Genomic DNA, 20,098 nt, shown 5'->3' with positions numbered 1-20,098 from the left:
CCGTCGAGAGAGTACTGATGTCCCATATTCTGATCGTCGAAGACGAAACCATTATCCGCTCCGCCCTGCGCCGACTGCTCGAGCGCAACCAGTACGAGGTGAGTGAAGCCGGCTCGGTGCAGGAGGCACAAGAGCGCTTCAGCATTCCCTCCTTTGATCTCATCGTCAGCGATCTGCGTCTGCCTGGCACGCCCGGCACCGAACTGATCAAGCTGGCCGAAGGCACCCCCGTGCTCATCATGACCAGCTACGCCAGCCTACGCTCGGCAGTGGACTCGATGAAAATGGGGGCAGTGGACTACATCGCCAAGCCCTTTGACCACGACGAGATGCTGCAAACCGTGGCGCGTATTCTTCATGATCGGCAGCAGGCCACCTCGGCGCCGACTGAGGCGTCGCGCAGCGCCACGCCCGTTGCTGGCGCAAAGGCAGACGATTCGATCAATGGCGAGATTGGCATTATCGGACGCTGCGGCCCGATGCAGGATTTGTTCGGCAAGATCCGCAAGGTCGCCCCGACCGACTCTAATGTACTTATCCAAGGCGAATCGGGTACTGGTAAAGAGCTTGTTGCCCGCGCCCTGCATAACCTCTCCCGTCGCGCCAAGGCGCCGATGATTTCAGTCAACTGCGCCGCCATTCCGGAAACCCTGATCGAATCCGAACTCTTCGGTCACGAGAAAGGGGCCTTTACTGGCGCCAGCGCCGGCCGCGCCGGCCTGGTCGAGGCCGCAGATGGCGGCACACTGTTCCTAGACGAAATCGGTGAGCTGCCTCTGGAAGCACAGGCGCGGCTGTTACGCGTACTGCAAGAAGGCGAGATCCGGCGGGTAGGCTCTACCCAGTCGCAAAAAGTCGACGTGCGCCTGGTCGCCGCGACCCACCGTGACCTGAAAACGCTGGCCAAGAATGGGCAATTTCGTGAGGACCTCTACTACCGGCTGCATGTCATCGCCTTGAAACTGCCCCCCCTACGCGAGCGCGGCGCCGACGTGCTGGAAATCGCCAAAGCCTTCCTGGCGCGCCAGAGTGCGCGCATGGCAACCGAGGGGTTGCACTTCTCCCGAGAGGCCGAGCAGGCCGTACGGCAATACACCTGGCCGGGGAACGTGCGCGAACTGGAGAATGCCATCGAGCGGGCGGCGATTCTCAGTGAGAGCGAGGAAATCAGTGCTGAGCTGCTGGGTATCGACATTGAGCTCGACCCGCTCGACGAGGATTTTGATGAACCCGGCGCCCTGCTAGGTTCCGCTGTTTCCACAAGCAACGAGCCGACCGAGGATCTGTCGCTGGAAGACTACTTTCAGCATTTCGTACTCGAGCACCAGGACCACATGACCGAGACCGAACTGGCACGCAAGCTGGGCATCAGCCGCAAGTGCCTTTGGGAGCGTCGTCAGCGGCTGGGCATCCCGCGGCGCAAATCGACCGCAGCTGGGTAGTGCGCTGTTACCGTCACTACCTAGACGTAACAAAATGCGGGTTCATCGGTAACGAACACCTGCCGACATTTGAACCATCCGCAGCAACAGAATCCTCAAACCATTGATTTAAAAGCGTTTTCAAAAACTGGCACGGCGAATGCTTTATATCTGGCACAACAACAATAACAAGCAGACCCACAATAAGAACAAGACGTACCGGCTCTAGCAAAATAAAGACAATAAGGCAGAGGCGTAGCTAACTGATTCTTTTGGAGAGGAAATGCCAAATGGGGTTTTGCCCCGCGACCAGGCTGAGAACAACAAAAACTGCATAAGCAGCGCCTGAACTGGTTGGATCGAATGATCGATGGTAAATCAGCGACCAAAGAAATCCGTTTGCTCTTTGCTCCCAACGTAGGAGCGATTCCTGGATGCGATAGCTGAAGGGAACGGGTGACGCAAACAAAAACAACACGCCCGAAATACTAATAACAACAAAGCACGCGACATCATTTAAAGGGGGAGCTTCGGCTCCCCCTAGTGCTTTCTGGCCTCGGCCGGGTTTTGACACCTCTCTGCGCTTCGTTCACCATCCCTGCTCCCGGTGCTAGAATCCACGCCTGTTTCGTGGCTATTCACGTCGCCACCTTGTCATTTCGCCACACAGTGCCTCTCATGCTGAAAAAGCTGTTCCAGTCTTTTCGTCTTCCCCTGCGCCGACTCCCGCATCCTCGTCGCACCCCCGAAATACTGTCCAGCCGGCAGCATTCGCTGCACCGCAACGATCTCAGCCGGCACGCCGTCAGTGTCGTCGAGCGGCTCCAGCATGCCGGCTACGAGGCGTATGTCGTGGGTGGATGCGTCCGCGACCTGCTGCTCGATCTGGAGCCAAAGGACTACGACGTGGCTACCAGTGCCACGCCCGAGCAGGTGCGCGCCGAGTTTCGTAATGCACGCGTTATCGGTCGTCGCTTCAAGCTGGTTCACGTGCACTTCGGCCGCGAGATCATCGAGGTCGCAACCTTCCGCGCCAATCATCCCGAAGAAGACGATGATGAACCCAACCACCTGGCTTCGCGCAACGAGAGCGGGCGGATTCTGCGTGACAACATCTATGGCACCCTAGAAGACGATGCGCAGCGACGCGATTTCACCATTAACGCTCTGTATTACGATCCTTCCAGCGAGCGGATCCTCGACCACACCCACGGGGTTCACGACATTCGCAACAGGCTGATCCGCCTGATTGGCGACCCAGAGCAGCGGTACCAGGAAGATCCGGTACGCATGCTGAGAGCGGTCCGCTTCGCCGCCAAGCTGGACTTCGAGATCGAAAAGCATAGCGCGGAGCCTATTGCCGACCTGGCCGACCTGTTGAACGACGTGCCGTCTGCGCGCCTGTTCGACGAGATCATCAAGCTATTCCTTAGCGGTAAAGCCGAACGCACCTTCGATTTGCTGCTTGAGTACGACCTGTTCGCACCGCTGTTCCCGGCCAGCGCCGATGCGCTGGAAGACAACCCTGAGTATGCCGGTACGTTGATCCGCAACGCCCTGACCAATACCGACCTGCGCATCGCCCAAGGCAAGCCCGTCACCCCGGCATTCCTGTTTGCGGCCCTGCTCTGGCCTGCCTTGCCGGCGCGCGTCGCCGAGGTCCAGGCGCGCGGCCTACCGCCAATACCGGCGATGCAGGAAGCCGCACATGACCTCATATGGGAACAGTGCCAGCGCACGGCCATTCCCAAGCGTTTCACCATGCCCATGCGCGAGATCTGGGACATGCAGGAACGCTTGCCACGCCGACAAGGACGTCGTGCAGACCAGCTACTGGAGAATCCACGCTTCCGCGCCGGCTACGACTTCCTGCTGTTGCGAGAGAGCGCCGGCGAGGAAACCGATGGTCTTGGTGAATGGTGGACCGACTACCAGGAAGCCAGCGACAGTGATCGCCGTAACATGATCCGCGGCCTCAGCAGCAAAGACGAGGGTAACGGTGCGCCGCGCAAACGTCGGCGAAGTAACCGCCGCAAGCGGGGCCCGAACGAAAGCGCACCGGCATCAGCGGACTGATATGGAACGTGTGTACATCGGCCTCGGCAGCAATCTGGCCGAGCCGCGCCGGCAGCTGCGCGGTGCCCTGGACGCTTTGACGTGCATTCCCGACTCGCAGTTGGCAGTCGTCTCCTCGCTATATCTCAGCGACCCGCTCGGTCCTGCTGACCAGCCCCGATACAACAATGCCGTGGCGGCACTGGATACTTCGCTGTCACCGCTTGCTCTGCTTGGCGCGCTGCAAGCGATCGAGCTCGCTCAAGGTCGTGAGCGCAAAGCCGAGCGCTGGGGCCCTCGCACACTGGATCTCGATATTCTGCTGTTCGGTAATCGGCTGATCAGCGAGCCTCGCCTGACGGTTCCGCATTACCACATGCATGCGCGGGCCTTTGTGCTCTACCCGCTGGCCGAGATTGCCCCCGCCGAACTCAAGCTCGCCGATGGCCGCACGCTTACTGAGTTGCTCGCTGCCTGCCCATTTGAAGGCCTCGAGCGGCTCGGCGACCCGCTGTAACCACTGGGTAACAGATGTAACCTGCGGGTAACACTCGCGATTGACTTAGCTCCCCGCCATCAGGACTATAAGCGCCCTCTGCCGGCATGCATCGAAACGGGGCAACCCTGACGCTCCGCCTGCAACCGTGATCCCCGAGAGGCTTTAGGAGGACGGCTTTGATGCCAGACGTAACCCTGACCACCCTGCAAGGCCTCAAGCAGAAAGGCGAGAAGATCGTCATGCTGACCTGCTATGACGCAACCTTCGCCAAGACAGCCTGCGAGGCTGGTGTCGAGATGCTGCTGATCGGCGACTCCCTGGGCATGGTCTTGCAAGGTCACGACAGCACGCTGCCGGTATCGGTTGACGAGATGGCGTACCACACGGCGTGTGTCAAACGCGGCAACCGCGGCGCCATGATCGTCGCTGATCTGCCGTTCATGGCCAACGCGACCGTCGAGCAGACGCTGAACAACTCATCGACCTTGATGAAGGCCGGCGCCCACATGGTCAAGGTCGAGGGCGCGGCCTGGCTGGCCGAGTCCATTCGCCTGCTGGCCGAGCGCGGGATCCCGGTTTGCGCACACATGGGCCTCACCCCTCAGGCGGTCAACATCTTCGGGGGGTACAAGGTGCAGGGGCGCGAAGAAGCGCAGGCACAACAGATGATTGCCGACGCCAAGGCGCTTGAGGATGCTGGCGCGGCCATGCTGCTGCTCGAATGTGTCCCGAGCGAGCTGGCTGCGCGGATCACACAGGCGGTTACGGTTCCGGTAATCGGTATCGGTGCGGGCAGCGACACGGACGGCCAGGTACTGGTTCTGCACGACATGCTCGGTCTGTCGCTGACCGGCCGAGCGCCAAAGTTCGTCAAGAACTTCATGCGTGAGCATGGCGATATACCGACGGCCATTGCCGCGTACGTCCAGGCGGTCAAGTCCGTTGAGTTTCCCGCAGCCGAACATGGGTTCTCCGCATGAACGTGGTGAAAACCGTTGCTGATCTGCGTGCCGCGGTGGCCCGCGCGCGGGGCGAAGGCAAGCGCATCGGCTTCGTGCCGACCATGGGCAACCTGCATGCCGGCCATATCGCACTGGTCAAGAAGGCCGGCCAGCGTGCCGACTTCGTGGTTGCCAGCATCTTCGTCAATCCGCTGCAGTTCGGCCCCAACGAAGACCTCGCCAGCTACCCACGTACGCTCGCGGCCGATCAGGACAAGCTGTTCGAGGCCGGCTGCCACTTGCTGTTCGCGCCCAGCGTCGAGGAAATGTACCCGCACGGCCAGGCGCTGCAGACCATCGTTCGGGTACCGGGCGTGTCCGAGGGACTCTGTGGCGGCAGCCGCCCAGGGCACTTCGACGGCGTTTCGACCGTGGTGAGCAAGCTGTTTAACATGGTGCTGCCGGACCTTGCGGTCTTCGGCCAGAAGGATTTCCAGCAACTGGCGGTTATCCGCACCATGGTCCGCGACCTGAACATGCCCGTGCAGATCATTGGCGAACCCATCGTGCGGGCTGACGACGGCCTCGCACTGTCTTCGCGCAACGGTTACCTCAGCGCCGACGAGCGCGCAACCGCGCCCGTACTTCACCGTACGCTGCAACAGCTGGCGGACGCCCTGCGCAACGGAGAACGTGACTACCCCGCGCTGCTCGCATCCGGCCATCAGGCACTGCAGGCTGCCGGCTTGCGGCCCGACTACTTGGAGATCCGCAACGCCGCGGACCTGCAACCGGTCAAGCCAGACAGCCACGAAGTTGTGATCCTCGCCGCAGCGTTCCTGGGCAAGACTCGGTTGCTGGATAACCTGCTGGTCGACATCGCTCCGCCACTGGACTGATAACGGCCGATCATCGGCATAACCCAGCTCGGCCCTCGGTCTTGAACCGACCTGAGGGTTCGGGCACACTCTGCGCCGCTTGCGCCTCCGGAGGACCCCGCCATGCACGCCATCATGCTCAAGGCTAAACTGCACCGCGCCCAGGTGACCCATTCGGTGCTGGATTACGAAGGCTCCTGCGCCATCGACGGTGACTGGCTGGACCTCGCCGGCATCCGCGAATACGAGCAGATCCAGATCTACAACGTCGACAATGGCGAGCGTTTCACGACCTATGCCATCCGCGGCGAAGAAGGCTCGAAGATCATCTCCGTCAACGGCGCCGCCGCACACAAGGCCGGCGTTGGTCATCGGGTGATTATCTGTGCCTACTCCCACTACAGCGAAGCCGAACTGGCCAGCTTCAAACCACACGTTCTGTATATGGGCGCTGATGGGGATCTCAGTCACACCAGCAACGCGATTCCAGTTCAGGTCGCCTGATTCACCATCGGCTGTTCGAAAGCCCGCATCGCCAAGCGTGACGCGGGCTTTTTTGTGTGCAAAGGGTTTCCCCTGGCGGCGGAAATCTGCAATGGTCGCCCTGTTCTGGCCGCTATCCGTACCCTGTGCGCAACGCTTCGGAACGCCGCGCGTTTTTGCCAGTCAGACCAGTCTCGACGGTGCAGGATGCGCCGCCGCCGTTGCGGTCCAGCCGCAGCGGAACGCGCCTGCCACATTCAGGACGAATGCCAGCGTGCCAGCATGATCGAATGACTGTCCGAACGAATCGCAGAGCCGCAGACAGTCCGCCAAAGCAAAGGAAGCCGCACAACCATGAGTTACTACCAGCACCCTCTCGATGCCACCGGCCTGCCATCCTGGAAGGCCTTGGAAGAACACCGCCTGACCATGCAGAACTTCAGCATGCGTGAGGCATTCAAGGCCGATCCGACGCGCTTCGATGACCTGTCGGTATCCTGTTGCGGCCTGTTTCTCGATTATTCGAAGAACCTGATCACACCCGAGACTCGCACTCTGCTGGTGAATCTGGCCCGCGAGGCTGGCGTCGAGCAAGCGGCTCGCGCCATGTTCGAAGGCGAGCGAATCAACGGCTCAGAGAATCGTCCAGTGCTGCACACCGCGTTGCGACGCCCCATGGGCGAATCGGTGATGGTCGACGGGCAGAACATCATGCGTGACGTGCATGCCGCCCTGGCGCAGATGACTGACATCGTCACTCGTATTCATAACAACCTCTGGCGCGGCTTCAGCGACAAGACCATCACCGACGTGGTCAACATCGGCATCGGCGGATCCTTCCTCGGCCCACAGCTGGTCTCTGAAGCGCTCCTGCCCTTTACTCAGCACGGCGTGCGCACTCATTACCTGGCGAACATCGACGGTAGCGAGTTCCGCGAGGTGACCGCCAAACTGAACGTCGAGACGACGCTATTCATCATTTCCAGCAAGACCTTCGGCACCCTCGAAACGCTGAAGAACGCCCAAGCTGCACGCACTTGGTACCTAGGCAAAGGCGGCACCGAAGAAAAGCTCTACCGGCATTTCATCGCTGTCACAAGCAACAAGAAAGCCGCCGTTGAGTTCGGTATCCGCGAGAAGAATATCTTCCCGATGTGGGACTGGGTTGGCGGCCGCTACTCGCTATGGTCGGCCATCGGTCTGCCGATCGCACTGGCCATCGGCATGTCCAACTTCAAGGACTTGCTCTCCGGCGCGTACAGCATGGATCAGCACTTCCTCAACGAGCCGTTCGAAAGCAACATGCCGATTCTGCTGGCGATGTTGGGCATCTGGTATCACAACTTCTGGGACGCGCAGAGCTACGCCTTCCTGCCCTATGACCACTATCTGCGCAACTTCGTCAAACACCTGCAGCAGATGGACATGGAATCCAACGGCAAGAGCGTGCGTCAGGACGGCACCCCAGTGTCCTGCACCACCGGACCGGTGATTTGGGGCGGCGTCGGCGCCAACGGCCAGCACGCTTACCACCAGCTGCTGCACCAGGGCACGCCGCTGATTCCGGCAGATTTCATCGTGCCAGTGGTCAGTCACAATCCGGTTGCCGATCACCATGAGTGGCTCTACGCCAACTGCCTGTCACAGAGCCAGGCCCTGATGCGCGGCAAGACGCGCGAAGAGGCCGAAGCCGAGCTGCGAGCAAAAGGCATGAGCGAAGCCGAAGTCGAACGCCTGGCGCCGCACAAGGTCATTCCGGGTAACCGGCCAAGCAATACTGTGGTCATGGAAACCATCAGCCCTGGCCGCCTCGGTGCGCTGATCGCGCTCTATGAGCACAAGGTGTTTGTCCAGGGCGTGATCTGGGGAATCAACTCCTTCGACCAGTGGGGCGTGGAGCTCGGCAAGGACCTGGGCAAAGCCGTCTACGGCCAGATGACCAGCTTCGATGCGCAACCCGCCGAAGACGCCTCGACCCAGGGGTTGATCGACTTCTTCCGCGGCCGCCATCGCGGCTGATCGATGTACAGCACCGGACAGCACTTGACCGCTGTCCGGTGCCCCTTCCTCCGCTGCTTCACAGATACGCCTTCGGCACCACGCTGATCGACTGGGCCTGGGTAACGCCTGGACATCGAGTAAGATTCGACTTCCCAGTCCAGCCAGATGTCGCCCTTTGGAAATGATCCGCCGTCATATCGAATCGCAGGTGCTCAGCCTCACCGGGCTGGCCATCGGCGGTGTCGACTACGAAAACCCACCAGGCGACCCCGGTCTGTTCGGCCCGGATTCGGTCTGCTGGCGCGTGCACGGCGACTTTACCTCGATGCTAATCGGCGGCATTTCCGCACTGCTGCTCCAAGCCCTGCATCCGCTTGCGCTCGCCGGCGTCTGGGATCACTCGAATTTCCGCGACGATCTGCTCGGCCGACTGCGTCGCACCGGCCAGTTCATCTCGGCGACCACCTTTGGTAGCCAGGCCGATGCGCAGCGGCTGATTGAACGGGTCCGAGCCATTCACCTGAAGGTCACCGGCCAAGCACCCGACGGCCGCCCGTACGCCGCGTACGACCCGGACCTGCTGACCTGGGTGCATGTCGCCGAAGTCAGCAGCTTTCTCAAGGCGCACCTGCGTTACCTCAACCCGGCATTGCCAGGTCAGGAACAGGACCGCTACTACACCGAGGTCGCACGTATTGCCGAAGCGCTCGGCGCACGCAAGGTGCCGCGCTCGCGGCAGCAGATAGAGGACTATTTCGCGGCTATCCGGCCAGAACTGCGCTGTGATGAGCGCTCACGGGAGATCGTACGCATCCTGTTCGAAGCGCCCGCTCCGAGTCGCCTCGCCAAGCCGTTCGGTGCCCTGATGATGCGCGCCGGCATCGACCTGTTGCCGGACTGGGCCAGCGATATGCTCGATCTCAGCCAGTCCGACCGCGAACGGCAACTGATTCGGATAGCAGTAAGGCGAACCGCCCCGGTGCTGCGCTGGGCCGTACGCAGCGGCTCGGTGCACCGGGCACGGAGCCGCATGGGCCTGCCCATACGCTAGCGTGACCGGCAGGTTCCGCACCTGGAGCCGCCTTCAGGCCTGTGCCAACATGAGCGCCCCGCGGGAGCCCGCACCTTCTTGAGGTTCAAGATCATGCAAGACGTCGTCATCGTCGCCGCCACTCGCACTGCTGTCGGCAGCTTTCAGGGCGCGCTGGCCAACATCCCTGCCGTCGATCTGGGCGCCGCGGTGATTCGCCAACTTCTCAAGCAGACCGGAATCGATGCCGCCGAGGTCGATGAAGTCATCCTCGGCCAGGTTCTGACTGCTGGCGTGGGGCAAAACCCGGCGAGACAGGCGGCCATGAACGCAGGGCTGCCCCATGCAGTACCGGCAATGACCCTGAACAAGGTTTGCGGCTCCGGCCTCAAAGCGCTGCACCTAGCGGCGCAGGCGATCCGCTGTGGCGACGCCGAAGTGGTGATTGCCGGCGGCATGGAAAACATGAGCCTGGCGCCGTATGTCATGCCCGCCGCACGCACGGGCTTGCGCATGGGTCACGGCAAGCTGATCGACAGCATGATTCAGGATGGCCTTTGGGACGCGTTCAACGACTACCACATGGGCATCACAGCCGAAAATCTGGTGGAAAAGTACGGCGTCACGCGCGAGGCGCAGGATGCATTCGCTGCCTCCTCACAGCAAAAGGCGATTGCTGCCATCGAAGCCGGGCGTCTGCGCGACGAGATTACCCCGGTCGAGATTCCGCAGCGCAAGGGCGAGCCGCTGGTTTTCGATACGGACGAGCAGCCACGGGCGGGCACCACGGCAGAGAGCCTGGCCAAACTCAAACCAGCCTTCAAGAAGGATGGCAGCGTAACGGCCGGTAACGCCTCCAGCCTCAACGACGGGGCCGCAGCCGTGTTGCTGATGAGCGCCGAGAAGGCCAAGGCGCTTGGCCTGACAGTGCTGGCTCGCATCGCCAGCTATGCCAACGCTGGCGTCGATCCAGCAATCATGGGCATCGGCCCGGTATCGGCCACGCGCCGCTGCCTGGAAAAGGCCGGCTGGACGCTCGATGAGCTGGACCTGATCGAAGCCAACGAAGCCTTTGCGGCACAAGCGCTATCGGTCGGCCAAGAGCTGGGCTGGGATCAGCAGAAGGTCAACGTCAACGGCGGCGCTATCGCCATCGGCCACCCGATTGGTGCGTCGGGCTGCCGCATCCTGGTGACCCTATTGCATGAGATGATCCGCCGCGACGTCCATAAAGGACTGGCGACGCTCTGCATCGGCGGCGGTCAGGGCGTCGCGCTGGCAATCGAACGCTGACCGACAGGCAGCCTGCCGGCCCATTGCCGGCAATTTCCGATAAACTGCGCGGCCCTCTTTTCCGAGTCGCCGCGCATGCCCTCTCTCGAACAGGCGCTGCGCGCCGCCTACCACAATCGCGAAGCACTGCTCTCCGAACTGCACCATCAGGCCACCGACTGCTATCGGTTGTTCCACGGCAGTCAGGAGGGCTCACCAGGGCTGACCGTCGACCGTTACGGCCCGCTGCTCCTGGTACAGAGCTTCCATCAGCCGCTTGAACGTGACGCCCTGCTGCCCCTGCATGAGCAGATATGCACCGATCTCGACCTGCCCTTGGCACTCGTCTACAACGATCGTTCCCAAGGCAACTCGCGTATCGACCGCAACGATCCAGTATATCGCGCAGCACCTTCAGCACTGGAGGACGTGATCGGTCACGAGTGGGGCCTGAACTACCGCGTCCGTGCACGCCATAGCGGCCAGGACCCGCTGCTGTTCCTGGACTTGCGCAATGTGCGCGGCTGGGTCAAGGCCAACAGTGCCGGCAAGTCTGTGCTTAACCTCTTCGCCTACACCTGCGGGGTCGGTCTTTGCGCTGCCGCTGGCGGCGCTCGTGAGGTTTGCAATCTGGATTTCGCCGAAAGCAACCTCGCGGTCGGCCGCGAGAACGGCGCGCTGAATCCTGAGCTGGCCCCGATGCAATTCATTCAGTCGGATTACTTCCCCGCAATCCGTCAGCTCGCCGACATGCCGATCCCGCAGCGACGCAACCGTCCACTGCCAGACTACCCGCGCCTGTCACCGAAGCAGTTCGATCTGGTGTTGCTCGATCCTCCCGCCTGGTCCAAGAGCGCGTTCGGAACCGTCGACCTGCTGCGCGACTACCAGAGCCTGCTCAAACCTGCACTACTCGCGACCGCCGAGAACGGCGTCCTCATCTGCTGCAACAACCTGGCAAAGGTCGATCTCGACGACTGGCGAGCTCAGGTCCTGCGCTGCGCAACCAAGGCTGGTCGGCCGGTTCAGGACTGCCAAGTACTGCCACCGGCCGCCGACTTCCCTTCAACGGACGGCAAACCGCCGCTCAAGGTGCTGATGCTCCAGTTGTGAGGTAACGCGCCCGCGCGCGCAGGAGGAACCCGCGTGCCATGCCATACTCCAAGGCAGTTCATCGCCTGGAAAGTAGATCCGCATGCCCAACGGAATGAAGCGCGCGCTCATCGGCGTGATGACCGCCCTGATCGTGTATTGCCTGCTCGGTTTTCTGATCCTGCCCGGAGTGGCAGAGCGTGTCGTCAACCAACAGCTGGCAAAATACGCGACGGTACCGGCTCGCCTTGAGCGGATCGAGTTCAATCCGTTCACCTTGAACTTGAGACTCCACAACCTGCACATGGGCGAGCCGGATGCCGAGCAACTGGCGTTCGAGCGGTTATTCGTTGACCTCGATTGGGACAGCCTGTGGAGCCGCTCCCTGCACTTTTCGGATATCGAGCTCATCGGGCCGAACGCCGAAGTCCTGTTTGACATTGACGGCAAGCTGAACCTGGCCGAGCTGTTCGAGCTGCCCAGCAAAGAAGATACTCCCGCAGAGGATAAAGAGCCCCTTGCCCTGCGCATCGATCGCCTGCAACTGGCCGGCGGACGGGTGCATTTCGCTGATCAGCGAACCCAGGAGCCGATCGACTTCCTGCTCGACTCGCTGGAGTTTGAGCTCCTTAACTTTGCGACCCGCTCGGACGACGCCGCTGATGCCGTACTAGTTGCCAGAGGCCCGGACGGATCACGCATCAAATGGAAAGGTCAGCTCAACCTCTCCCCCGTCACGTCCACCGGCCAGCTTGAAATAGATGGGCTGGCACTGAAGACCTTCTGGCCCTATGTCCGCGACATGGCACCGCTCGCCCTTAACGAAGGGCAGCTGAGCCTAAAGACCGAGTACCAGCTCGACCTCAGCAAGGGCACTTCACTTCAATTGAGCGACGCGAGCGCTACGCTGGCATCGCTGAGTATCGATAGCCTCCAAGGCCAGCCATTACTCCGTTTGGAACAGGCTGAGATCGCCCACGCTTCGTTGGACTTGCCGAAACGACAACTCACCCTTGGCCAGCTGCGCAGCCAGGCACTGGAGAGCTGGCTGATTCGTGAGCCTGACGGCCAACTCAATTGGCAGCGCTTGCTTGCCAGCAAGGCGGAACCGCAACCGCAGCCAGCCGACACCGAGGAGCGACCGGCGCAGGACGTGCCTCAGCCAACGCAGAAAGGTGATACATCTGATCAGCCTTGGCGGATCGTTCTACGTGACGCTGAACTGCGTAACTATCAGCTGCATCTGGCTGATAAGGTTCCTGAGCCGAACGTCGAACTGGAACTCGGGCCCCTCGATCTGGACGTGCGTAACTTCGACAGCCGCGGCACAGCTCCAATGGAGCTCAAGCTGACCACCGAGGTCGGTAAACAAGGATCGCTACTTGCCGAAGGCCAGCTGACATTGACCCCAATGCAGGGGAGCTTCGACGTCACGCTGGCAGGCATCGACTTGCGCTTGGCGCAGCCCTATTTGTCGCCGTTCGTTCACCTGGAGTTACGCAGCGGACTGCTGGCAAGCCAGCTTGCGGTCGAGCTGACGGGCGTCGAGCCGCTAGCATTTCATATAGGCGGTTCCGCCGAGATTACCCAGCTTCATACGCTCGACACCATCCAGGACCGTGACTTGGTGAAATGGCAGTCGTTGCAGGTCAGCGGTCTGGACTATAGCTATCCGAACGCGCTGCAGATCGAAAAGATCGACCTGAACCAGCCCTATGCACGCTTCATTATCAACCCGGACCTGACGACCAACATCAATGACCTGCTGGTAGACAAGCCCTCAGCTTCGCCCAACCAAGAGGCTCCACCCTCCGAAGCACCCGCCTCCCCAGACGAGCCAGACGTGCCCTTCGCGTTGAGGATTGGCGGTATTCAGATAGCTGACGGCTCAGCCAACTTCTCCGACCTCAGTCTGCGCCCGCCCTTCATCACTGCCATCCAAGATCTCGGCGGTAGCATCGGCACCCTCGATAATCGCCAGCACAACGCTGCCAGCGTTGATATAGAGGGCAAAGTTGATCGTTACGCACCCGTGAGCATCGAGGGCAGCCTGACGCCTTTCGAGCCGCTCCAGAGCCTCGACATCACCACCCGCTTCAGGCAGGTCGAGCTGACCACGCTCTCGCCCTATTCGGCCAAGTTCGCGGGCTATCGCATTCGCAAGGGACGGCTCAACCTAGATCTGCATTACCGTATCCAGCAAGGGCAGCTGAACGCTGAAAATGAAGTGGTGCTGGAAGAGCTGCAGCTGGGCGAGAAAGTCGACAGCGAGCAGGCCGTAGATCTGCCGGTACGTCTTGCGGTGGCGCTATTGAAAGACAGTAGCGGCACCATTGCGCTCAAGATTCCCGTACAGGGAGATCTCAAGAATCCGCAGTTCGACGTGGTGCCCATCATCTGGCAGACGTTACGCAATCTGGTAGTACGGGCAGCCAAGTCACCCTTCAAATTCCTTGGAGGGCTCGTCGGTCGTGAACAGGCGGATCTTAGCCAGATTCTATTCCCGCCCGGTAGTAGCGAACTGGACAGCAGAGCGCGCAACAAGCTCGACACGCTGGCCAGCGCACTGAAAGAGCGCCCCGTACTCCGCCTGGAGGTCGAAGGCATGAGTGCTCCGGCAGTTGATGGCGCACTGCTCGCCGAACAGTGGCTGGAGCGTGAATATCAGCAGACCTGGTATAAAGTTTTGCAGCGACGTGGTGATACAGTTCCCGCCGATCCATCCATGCTCGAAATCGGTGAAGAAGAAAAGACCGCCATGTTGGAAGGAATCTATCGCAGCCGCCTGCAGAAACAACCACCCGCCGAGTGGCAAAGTCTCGACGCCGAAGCCCGCACCCGACAGCTTCGGCAAGCGATTCTAAACAGCCGTGAAACCAGCACGGCACTCCTTCGGCGCCTGAGCCGTGCGCGGGCCGCCAGCATTAAGGATTATCTGGTAGACAACGCAGGGCTGGCAGCAGACAGGGTGTACCTGCTCGATACCGGTATCACCCAGACTGTCCAGGACGGTGGGGTCCCAACGGTGCTGCATCTGGAGGCGGAATGAAAACAATCGGGCGTCATTGGAAGGTGGTCTTCCTGCTCGCGGCCAGCTTGGCGAGTTCAATAGCCGGCGCAGACACCCTCCGCTGTGGAAGCAACCTGATCAACACAGGCGACCGCACCTTTGAAGTCGAGCGTAAATGTGGCCAACCTGTTCAGCGTGATCTCGTGGGCTACACACTGGGCCCAAACCAACGCCGGGAAATGATGCGCGAGGAATGGGTCTACGGCCCCGACAATGGGGTATTCAACATCCTCACATTCGAAGGAAACCGACTGGTCCGGATCGAAACCAGCCGAGCTAATTGATCAGGGAGTCACCATGCAAAAAAGTGCCGTACTGGCCGCGCTTACCATTACGTTCTGTGCGCTACATGCGCAGGCCTCCTCGACCTTTCGTTGCGGAAGCAACCTGGTAAGCCTGCGAGCCTCGACAGCCGAAGTACAAGCCAAATGCGGTGAACCCGCCAGCCGTGCACTGACCGGGTATAAGGAGCTGGTCGACGAATACGGTTTTCGTCAGGAGGTGCAAATTGAAGAGTGGACCTATGGCCCCACTAATGGCATGTACCATTTTTTGCGCTTCGAGGGTAACCGCCTCAGCAACATCGATAGCGAACGAGGCTGACCGGCGAAAAAAAGCCCGCTGCAAGCAGCGGGTTCCAGTGTTGCCTGACCCGTTAGTCGACCGCTTTCAGACCGTCTGCAGAAACGTCTTTGACGCCTTCGATCGTCTTGGCCTTGTCGATGGCCATCTCACGCTGTGCTTCGGTGGCCACAGTACCGGAGAGTGAAACCACGCCGTTGTTGGTTTCAACTTCAATCTCCATGCCTGGAGTCGAGTCGCCAGCAAGCAGCGCAGATTTAACTTTAGCGGTAATCCAAGTATCAGACATCGCCTCGCCCGCTTCGTCTGCGGTGTGCTCAGCGGCGTCCATAGTGTCGCTGGCTGCCAACATCATTGGTTGGGCCTCGTCAAATACAGGCGTGGTGTCGGCGAACGCAGCCCCTGCCAGCGGCAAGCTCAAGGCAGTCGCAATGGTGGCAGCAGTAATAGAGGTCTGGATCTTGTTCATGAGTGGCACTCCTGTTTTCTCATAGTGACTGCGGTATGTCTCCGCAGATTCACCTAATAGACCGCAAGCTACGTGCCAAGCTTCGAATTTATAAATACCCTTAATATTCAATCACATATGGCTTAGTAGTGCCGCTCTGCCACTAGCACTCTGCATGTTTCGATCAAGCGAAGCGTGCAGACTGCAATACGCTCAATGCGAGCAACCTTTTGAGCGGCATTTCGCCACCGCAAAAAAAAGAGCCCCGAGGGGCTCTTCTTGTCACTGGGATGCTTTATGCGCCTGATGCTTCGGCAGCAGCCACATCCTTGATCGACAGCTTAATACGGCCGCGGTTGTCGACGTCCAGCACCAGAACCTTCACTTCCTGGCCTTCCTTGAGCACATCGGTAACCTTCTCGACGCGCTGATCGCTCAGCATTGAGATATGCACCAGGCCATCCTTGCCCGGCAAGATGTTGACGAAGGCACCGAAATCGACGATTCGCTCAACCTTGCCAACGTAGATCTTGCCGATCTCGGCCTCAGCGGTGATCCCGAGAACGCGCTGCTTGGCAGCCTCTGCTGCCTCCTTGGTTTCGCCGAAGATCTTGATCGAACCGTCGTCTTCGATGTCGATCGAGGCTTTGGTCTCTTCGCAGATGCTGCGAATGGTCGCGCCACCCTTGCCGATAACGTCGCGGATCTTGTCCTGGTCGATCTTCATCGCAATCATGGTCGGCGCGTTGGCCGACAGCTCTGTACGCGACTGACCGATGACCTGGTTCATCTGGCCGAGAATGTTCAGACGCGCTTCAAGCGCCTGACCCAGCGCGATCTCCATGATCTCTTCGGTGATGCCCTGGATCTTGATATCCATCTGCAGCGCGGTCACGCCCTTAGCGGTACCGGCCACCTTGAAGTCCATGTCACCCAGGTGATCTTCGTCACCCAGAATGTCGGTCAGAACCGCGAACTTTTCGCCTTCCTTCACCAGACCCATGGCGATACCGGCCACCGGAGCCTTCATCGGCACACCGGCGTCCATCAGCGCGAGCGAAGCACCGCAGACCGAGGCCATGGAGCTGGAACCGTTGGACTCAGTGATCTCCGAAACCACGCGAATGGTGTACGGGAACTCATCAGCGCTCGGCAGCATGGCCGCGACCGAACGGCGAGCCAGACGGCCGTGACCGATTTCGCGGCGACCGGTAGCGCCCATGCGACCACACTCGCCCACCGAGTACGGAGGGAAGTTGTAGTGCAGCATGAAGGGATCTTTCTTCTCGCCTTCAAGGGTGTCCAGCAGCTGCGCATCACGGGCAGTGCCGAGGGTGGCCACGACCAGCGCCTGGGTTTCGCCACGGGTGAACAGTGCCGAGCCGTGGGTCTTGTCGAGTACTCCGACTTCGATGTTCAGACCGCGCACAGTGCGGGTGTCACGACCATCGATACGCGGCTTGCCGTTTACGATGTTCTCGCGAACGGTGCGGTATTCGATTTCACCGAAGGCTTCTTTGACTTCGCCGGCGGACGGCTGGCCTTCCTCACCAGAGAACTTGGCAACGACCTGATCTTTCAGCTCACCCAGGCGCGAGTAGCGGTCCTGCTTGATGGTGATGGTGTACGCCTGCGAGATCGCCTCGCCGAATTCGCGGCGAATGGCATTGAGCAGCTGAGTATTTTCAGCCTTTGGCTGCCAATCCCAGGTCGGCTTGCCCGCTTCGGCTGCCAACTCGGTAACGGCCTGCACTACGGCTTGGAACTCGTCGTGGGCAAAGAGCACCGCGCCCAGCATCTGGTCTTCAGTCAGCTCTTTGGCTTCCGACTCGACCATCAGTACAGCATCTTTGGTACCGGCAACGACCATGTCCAGGCTCGAGGCCTTGAGCTGCTCGTAGGTCGGATTCAGCAGGTAGCCGGTTTCCGGGTGGAAGGCGACGCGAGCAGCGCCGATCGGACCGTTGAACGGAATGCCGGAAATCGCCAGCGCAGCCGAAGTACCGATCATCGCAGCGATGTCCGGATCAGTCTTCTTGCTGGTCGAAACGACGGTACAGATAACCTGGACTTCGTTCTGGAAGCCTTCGGGAAACAGCGGACGGATCGGACGGTCGATCAGGCGCGAGGTCAGGGTTTCCTTTTCGGAAGGACGCGCTTCACGCTTGAAGAAACCGCCGGGAATCTTGCCGGCCGCGTAGGTTTTTTCCTGGTAGTGAACCGAGAGCGGGAAAAAGCCCTTGCTCGGGTCTGCAGTTTTAGCGCCAGTGACGGCAACCAGCACGGTCACGTCGTCATCAACGGTGACCAGTACGGCGCCGCTGGCTTGACGGGCGATACGGCCAGTCTCGAGGGTTACGGTCGATTGACCGAATTGAAATTTCTTGATTACCGGGTTCACGGTGGTTCCTTCTCTATGTTGCCTTGGGGGAAACGTTCTCACACTCCCGCGGGCATGGCCTCGCGCGGGATCTGTCACTCAAATCTTTGGGCAGTGGTGGGAGTCGTCCCTCCCGCTGTCCGAAACGCGCTCTTCTGAAAGGCAAAAGCTGGAAGCAGGGAAAACCCCACTTCCAGCTTTGGCATTCAGCTTCGCACAAGCATCGCTTAGCGACGCAGACCCAGACGACCGATCAGGGTGCTGTAACGAGTAGTGTCCTTGCCCTTCAGGTAATCCAGCAGCTTACGACGCTGGTTAACCATACGGATCAGACCACGACGCGAGTGGTGATCTTTACCGTTGGCCTTGAAGTGACCTTGCAGCTTGTTGATGTTGGTGGTCAGCAGGGCAACCTGCACTTCCGGCGAACCGGTATCACCTTCAGCTTGCTGGTACTCGCTAACGATCTGAGCTTTTTCTTCAACGCTAAGTGCCATGATGGGCTCCTTCTATGAACAGGCCGGGATAAACCCGTGTTTTAAAAGAGGTGTGACCGTGCCTGCCAACAGCCATCCTCGTACGTAGCACACCGTCACGGTGCACCACGAATCGGTCATTCCGACCGAATCAGTCGACGCGGCGCAATACGCCCGTCTTCGCTCACCTCACCGATACCGATGAAGCGGCCATTGTGATCCTGCACTCGCACCATGCCGAACTTCGGCGCCTCCGGCGCACGTACCGGCTGACCATGCAGCCAATAAAAGGAGCTGTGCTCGGAAAACTGCAGCAGCGGCCAGTGTTCAAGACCGCTATCGACCGGTTTCAGGAAAGCGTCTACTGCCTCTGCCCCACCTTCGGCGTGAACCCGCTCCAGCTCTTCAAGACTGACCGTCTGGCTGAGATCGAACGGCCCAGCTTGAGTTCTACGCAGTTCGGCGACGTGCGCACCACAACCCAGCGCATGCCCGATATCCTCGACCAACGTCCGGATATAGGTACCTTTGCTACAGGCAACCGCCAATCGCGCACGGTCATCTTCAAGCGACAGCAAATCCAAGCGCGCAATGGTAACAGAACGCGGCTCGCGCTCCACTACCTCTCCAGCTCGCGCCAGCTTGTACAGCGGCTGGCCATCGCGTTTGAGTGCCGAATACATCGGCGGCACTTGCTGCAGATCACCGCGAAACTGTGGCAAAAGCGCCTCTAGCTGCGCTTGGTTGACGGCGACCGGCTTGCGCTCGATCACCTCACCCTCGGCGTCAGCGGTAGTCGTCGTAACGCCCAGCTGAGCGACAGTTTCGTAGCCCTTGTCAGCGTCGAGCAGATACTGCGAAAACTTGGTCGCCTCACCAAAACACAACGGCAGCACGCCAGTCGCCAACGGATCGAGACTACCGGTATGCCCGGCCTTCTCGGCGTTGAGCAACCAGCGAACCTTCTGCAAGGCGGCGTTCGAAGTGAAACCACGAGGTTTATCGAGAAGAATCATGCCGCTGACGGCGCGGCGGATGCGTTTTACCTGGGCCAAACCTTACTCTCCAAGATCGTCGCTGTGCTTGCGGTCTTCCGCTACCGCTCGCTCGATGAGCGACGTCAATTCGACGCCACGACGCACGCTGGCGTCATAGTTGAAATGCAACTGGGGCACGGTCCGAAGCTTCATCGCCTTGCCCAGCTGCATTCGCAGGAAACCGCTAGCATCGTTGAGAATCCGGAGATTACCCTTGACCGCATCTTCATCGTCATCCTTGCCCATGACCGTGATGAAAATCTTGGCATGGGACAGGTCACGACTGACCTCGACTGCCGTGATGGTTATCAGACCCAGACGGGGATCCTTAACTTCACGCTGGATGAGCTGCGCCAACTCGCGCTGCATCTGATCGCCAATACGCTGGGTACGGCTGAATTCTTTGGCCATAAAATCTGCCTTGAGCAGCAAG

Annotated in this window: 18 protein-coding genes; 13 read left to right on the top strand and 5 right to left on the bottom strand. The window is 60.2% G+C overall.

Going from position 1 to position 20,098, the window contains the following annotated elements; translation table 11 throughout:
* Nucleotides 1-17: 17 nt before the first annotated feature.
* From ACQKEK_RS00250 to ACQKEK_RS00190, 13 genes are all read left to right on the top strand, one after another.
* The gene (locus tag ACQKEK_RS00250) at nt 18-1,442 is read left to right on the top strand and encodes a sigma-54-dependent transcriptional regulator (protein WP_128120996.1); all 1,425 of its coding nucleotides are present in this window, start codon (nt 18-20) and stop codon (nt 1,440-1,442) included.
* Nucleotides 1,443-2,099: 657 nt separating this feature from the next.
* Entirely contained in the window at nt 2,100-3,497 is a 1,398-nt protein-coding gene (locus tag ACQKEK_RS00245) for a polynucleotide adenylyltransferase PcnB (protein ID WP_128120995.1), read from the top strand.
* A 1-nt stretch (nt 3,498) separates the two neighbouring features.
* Entirely contained in the window at nt 3,499-3,993 is a 495-nt protein-coding gene (folK, locus tag ACQKEK_RS00240) for a 2-amino-4-hydroxy-6-hydroxymethyldihydropteridine diphosphokinase (protein WP_499140688.1), read from the top strand.
* A gap of 161 nt (nt 3,994-4,154) precedes the next feature.
* Complete coding sequence (gene panB, locus ACQKEK_RS00235) at nt 4,155-4,955, top strand: 3-methyl-2-oxobutanoate hydroxymethyltransferase (protein WP_064481636.1); 801 nt, start codon at nt 4,155-4,157, stop codon at nt 4,953-4,955.
* Nucleotides 4,952-5,815, top strand: a complete 864-nt coding sequence (gene panC, locus ACQKEK_RS00230) for a pantoate--beta-alanine ligase (RefSeq protein ID WP_499140687.1) — start codon at nt 4,952-4,954, stop codon at nt 5,813-5,815. The genes panB and panC overlap by 4 nt, the downstream gene beginning before the upstream one ends.
* Before the next feature lie 102 nt (nt 5,816-5,917).
* Nucleotides 5,918-6,298, top strand: coding sequence for an aspartate 1-decarboxylase (panD, locus tag ACQKEK_RS00225; RefSeq protein WP_499140686.1), 381 nt, complete (start codon nt 5,918-5,920; stop codon nt 6,296-6,298).
* A gap of 333 nt (nt 6,299-6,631) precedes the next feature.
* Entirely contained in the window at nt 6,632-8,296 is a 1,665-nt protein-coding gene (gene pgi / locus ACQKEK_RS00220; RefSeq protein ID WP_046162821.1) for a glucose-6-phosphate isomerase, read from the top strand.
* Between the two features lie 157 nt (nt 8,297-8,453).
* Nucleotides 8,454-9,329, top strand: a complete 876-nt coding sequence (locus ACQKEK_RS00215; protein WP_499140685.1) for an oxygenase MpaB family protein — start codon at nt 8,454-8,456, stop codon at nt 9,327-9,329.
* A gap of 93 nt (nt 9,330-9,422) precedes the next feature.
* A complete protein-coding gene (locus ACQKEK_RS00210; RefSeq protein WP_499140684.1) occupies nt 9,423-10,601 on the top strand; it encodes an acetyl-CoA C-acetyltransferase in 1,179 nt (392 codons plus the stop codon).
* Nucleotides 10,602-10,676: 75 nt separating this feature from the next.
* Complete coding sequence (locus ACQKEK_RS00205) at nt 10,677-11,693, top strand: class I SAM-dependent rRNA methyltransferase (RefSeq protein WP_499140683.1); 1,017 nt, start codon at nt 10,677-10,679, stop codon at nt 11,691-11,693.
* A gap of 82 nt (nt 11,694-11,775) precedes the next feature.
* A complete protein-coding gene (locus tag ACQKEK_RS00200) occupies nt 11,776-14,721 on the top strand; it encodes a DUF748 domain-containing protein (protein WP_499140682.1) in 2,946 nt (981 codons plus the stop codon).
* Complete coding sequence (locus ACQKEK_RS00195; RefSeq protein ID WP_499140681.1) at nt 14,718-15,026, top strand: DUF2845 domain-containing protein; 309 nt, start codon at nt 14,718-14,720, stop codon at nt 15,024-15,026. The genes ACQKEK_RS00200 and ACQKEK_RS00195 overlap by 4 nt, the downstream gene beginning before the upstream one ends.
* 13 nt (nt 15,027-15,039) lie before the next feature.
* A complete protein-coding gene (locus ACQKEK_RS00190; RefSeq protein ID WP_499140680.1) occupies nt 15,040-15,345 on the top strand; it encodes a DUF2845 domain-containing protein in 306 nt (101 codons plus the stop codon).
* Nucleotides 15,346-15,397: 52 nt separating this feature from the next.
* Here ACQKEK_RS00190 and ACQKEK_RS00185 read toward each other — a convergent pair whose 3' ends face one another.
* The 5 genes from ACQKEK_RS00185 to rbfA all read right to left on the bottom strand — a co-directional run bounded on the left by ACQKEK_RS00185 (nt 15,398) and on the right by rbfA (nt 20,076).
* Complete coding sequence (locus ACQKEK_RS00185) at nt 15,398-15,793, bottom strand: BON domain-containing protein (RefSeq protein WP_499140679.1); 396 nt, start codon at nt 15,791-15,793, stop codon at nt 15,398-15,400.
* Nucleotides 15,794-16,067: 274 nt separating this feature from the next.
* Entirely contained in the window at nt 16,068-18,173 is a 2,106-nt protein-coding gene (pnp, locus tag ACQKEK_RS00180) for a polyribonucleotide nucleotidyltransferase (RefSeq protein WP_499140678.1), read from the bottom strand.
* Nucleotides 18,174-18,379: 206 nt separating this feature from the next.
* Nucleotides 18,380-18,649: a 30S ribosomal protein S15 gene (gene rpsO / locus ACQKEK_RS00175; protein WP_045429687.1), complete on the bottom strand. Its 270-nt coding sequence runs from the start codon at nt 18,647-18,649 to the stop codon at nt 18,380-18,382.
* Nucleotides 18,650-18,765: 116 nt separating this feature from the next.
* Nucleotides 18,766-19,683 (bottom strand): tRNA pseudouridine(55) synthase TruB, encoded by a 918-nt coding sequence (truB, locus tag ACQKEK_RS00170; RefSeq protein ID WP_499140677.1) that lies wholly within the window; start codon nt 19,681-19,683, stop codon nt 18,766-18,768.
* A gap of 3 nt (nt 19,684-19,686) precedes the next feature.
* Nucleotides 19,687-20,076 (bottom strand): 30S ribosome-binding factor RbfA, encoded by a 390-nt coding sequence (gene rbfA, locus ACQKEK_RS00165; RefSeq protein ID WP_019342081.1) that lies wholly within the window; start codon nt 20,074-20,076, stop codon nt 19,687-19,689.
* Between the last annotated feature and the right edge of the window lie 22 nt (nt 20,077-20,098).

Source organism: Pseudomonas sp. NPDC077408 (genome assembly GCF_050269105.1).
In the GTDB taxonomy this organism is placed as follows: domain Bacteria; phylum Pseudomonadota; class Gammaproteobacteria; order Pseudomonadales; family Pseudomonadaceae; genus Stutzerimonas.
This window is presented reverse-complemented; position numbering and strand designations above follow the sequence as displayed.

Coding starts and splice junctions, on each gene's coding strand:
- ACQKEK_RS00250 (WP_128120996.1), top strand. CDS start 18: ATGTCCCATATTCTGATCGTCGAAGACGAAACCATTATCCGCTCCGCC.
- ACQKEK_RS00245 (WP_128120995.1), top strand. CDS start 2,100: ATGCTGAAAAAGCTGTTCCAGTCTTTTCGTCTTCCCCTGCGCCGACTC.
- folK (WP_499140688.1), top strand. CDS start 3,499: ATGGAACGTGTGTACATCGGCCTCGGCAGCAATCTGGCCGAGCCGCGC.
- panB (WP_064481636.1), top strand. CDS start 4,155: ATGCCAGACGTAACCCTGACCACCCTGCAAGGCCTCAAGCAGAAAGGC.
- panC (WP_499140687.1), top strand. CDS start 4,952: ATGAACGTGGTGAAAACCGTTGCTGATCTGCGTGCCGCGGTGGCCCGC.
- panD (WP_499140686.1), top strand. CDS start 5,918: ATGCACGCCATCATGCTCAAGGCTAAACTGCACCGCGCCCAGGTGACC.
- pgi (WP_046162821.1), top strand. CDS start 6,632: ATGAGTTACTACCAGCACCCTCTCGATGCCACCGGCCTGCCATCCTGG.
- ACQKEK_RS00210 (WP_499140684.1), top strand. CDS start 9,423: ATGCAAGACGTCGTCATCGTCGCCGCCACTCGCACTGCTGTCGGCAGC.
- ACQKEK_RS00205 (WP_499140683.1), top strand. CDS start 10,677: ATGCCCTCTCTCGAACAGGCGCTGCGCGCCGCCTACCACAATCGCGAA.
- ACQKEK_RS00200 (WP_499140682.1), top strand. CDS start 11,776: ATGCCCAACGGAATGAAGCGCGCGCTCATCGGCGTGATGACCGCCCTG.
- ACQKEK_RS00195 (WP_499140681.1), top strand. CDS start 14,718: ATGAAAACAATCGGGCGTCATTGGAAGGTGGTCTTCCTGCTCGCGGCC.
- ACQKEK_RS00190 (WP_499140680.1), top strand. CDS start 15,040: ATGCAAAAAAGTGCCGTACTGGCCGCGCTTACCATTACGTTCTGTGCG.
- ACQKEK_RS00185 (WP_499140679.1), bottom strand. CDS start 15,793: ATGAACAAGATCCAGACCTCTATTACTGCTGCCACCATTGCGACTGCC.
- rpsO (WP_045429687.1), bottom strand. CDS start 18,649: ATGGCACTTAGCGTTGAAGAAAAAGCTCAGATCGTTAGCGAGTACCAG.
- rbfA (WP_019342081.1), bottom strand. CDS start 20,076: ATGGCCAAAGAATTCAGCCGTACCCAGCGTATTGGCGATCAGATGCAG.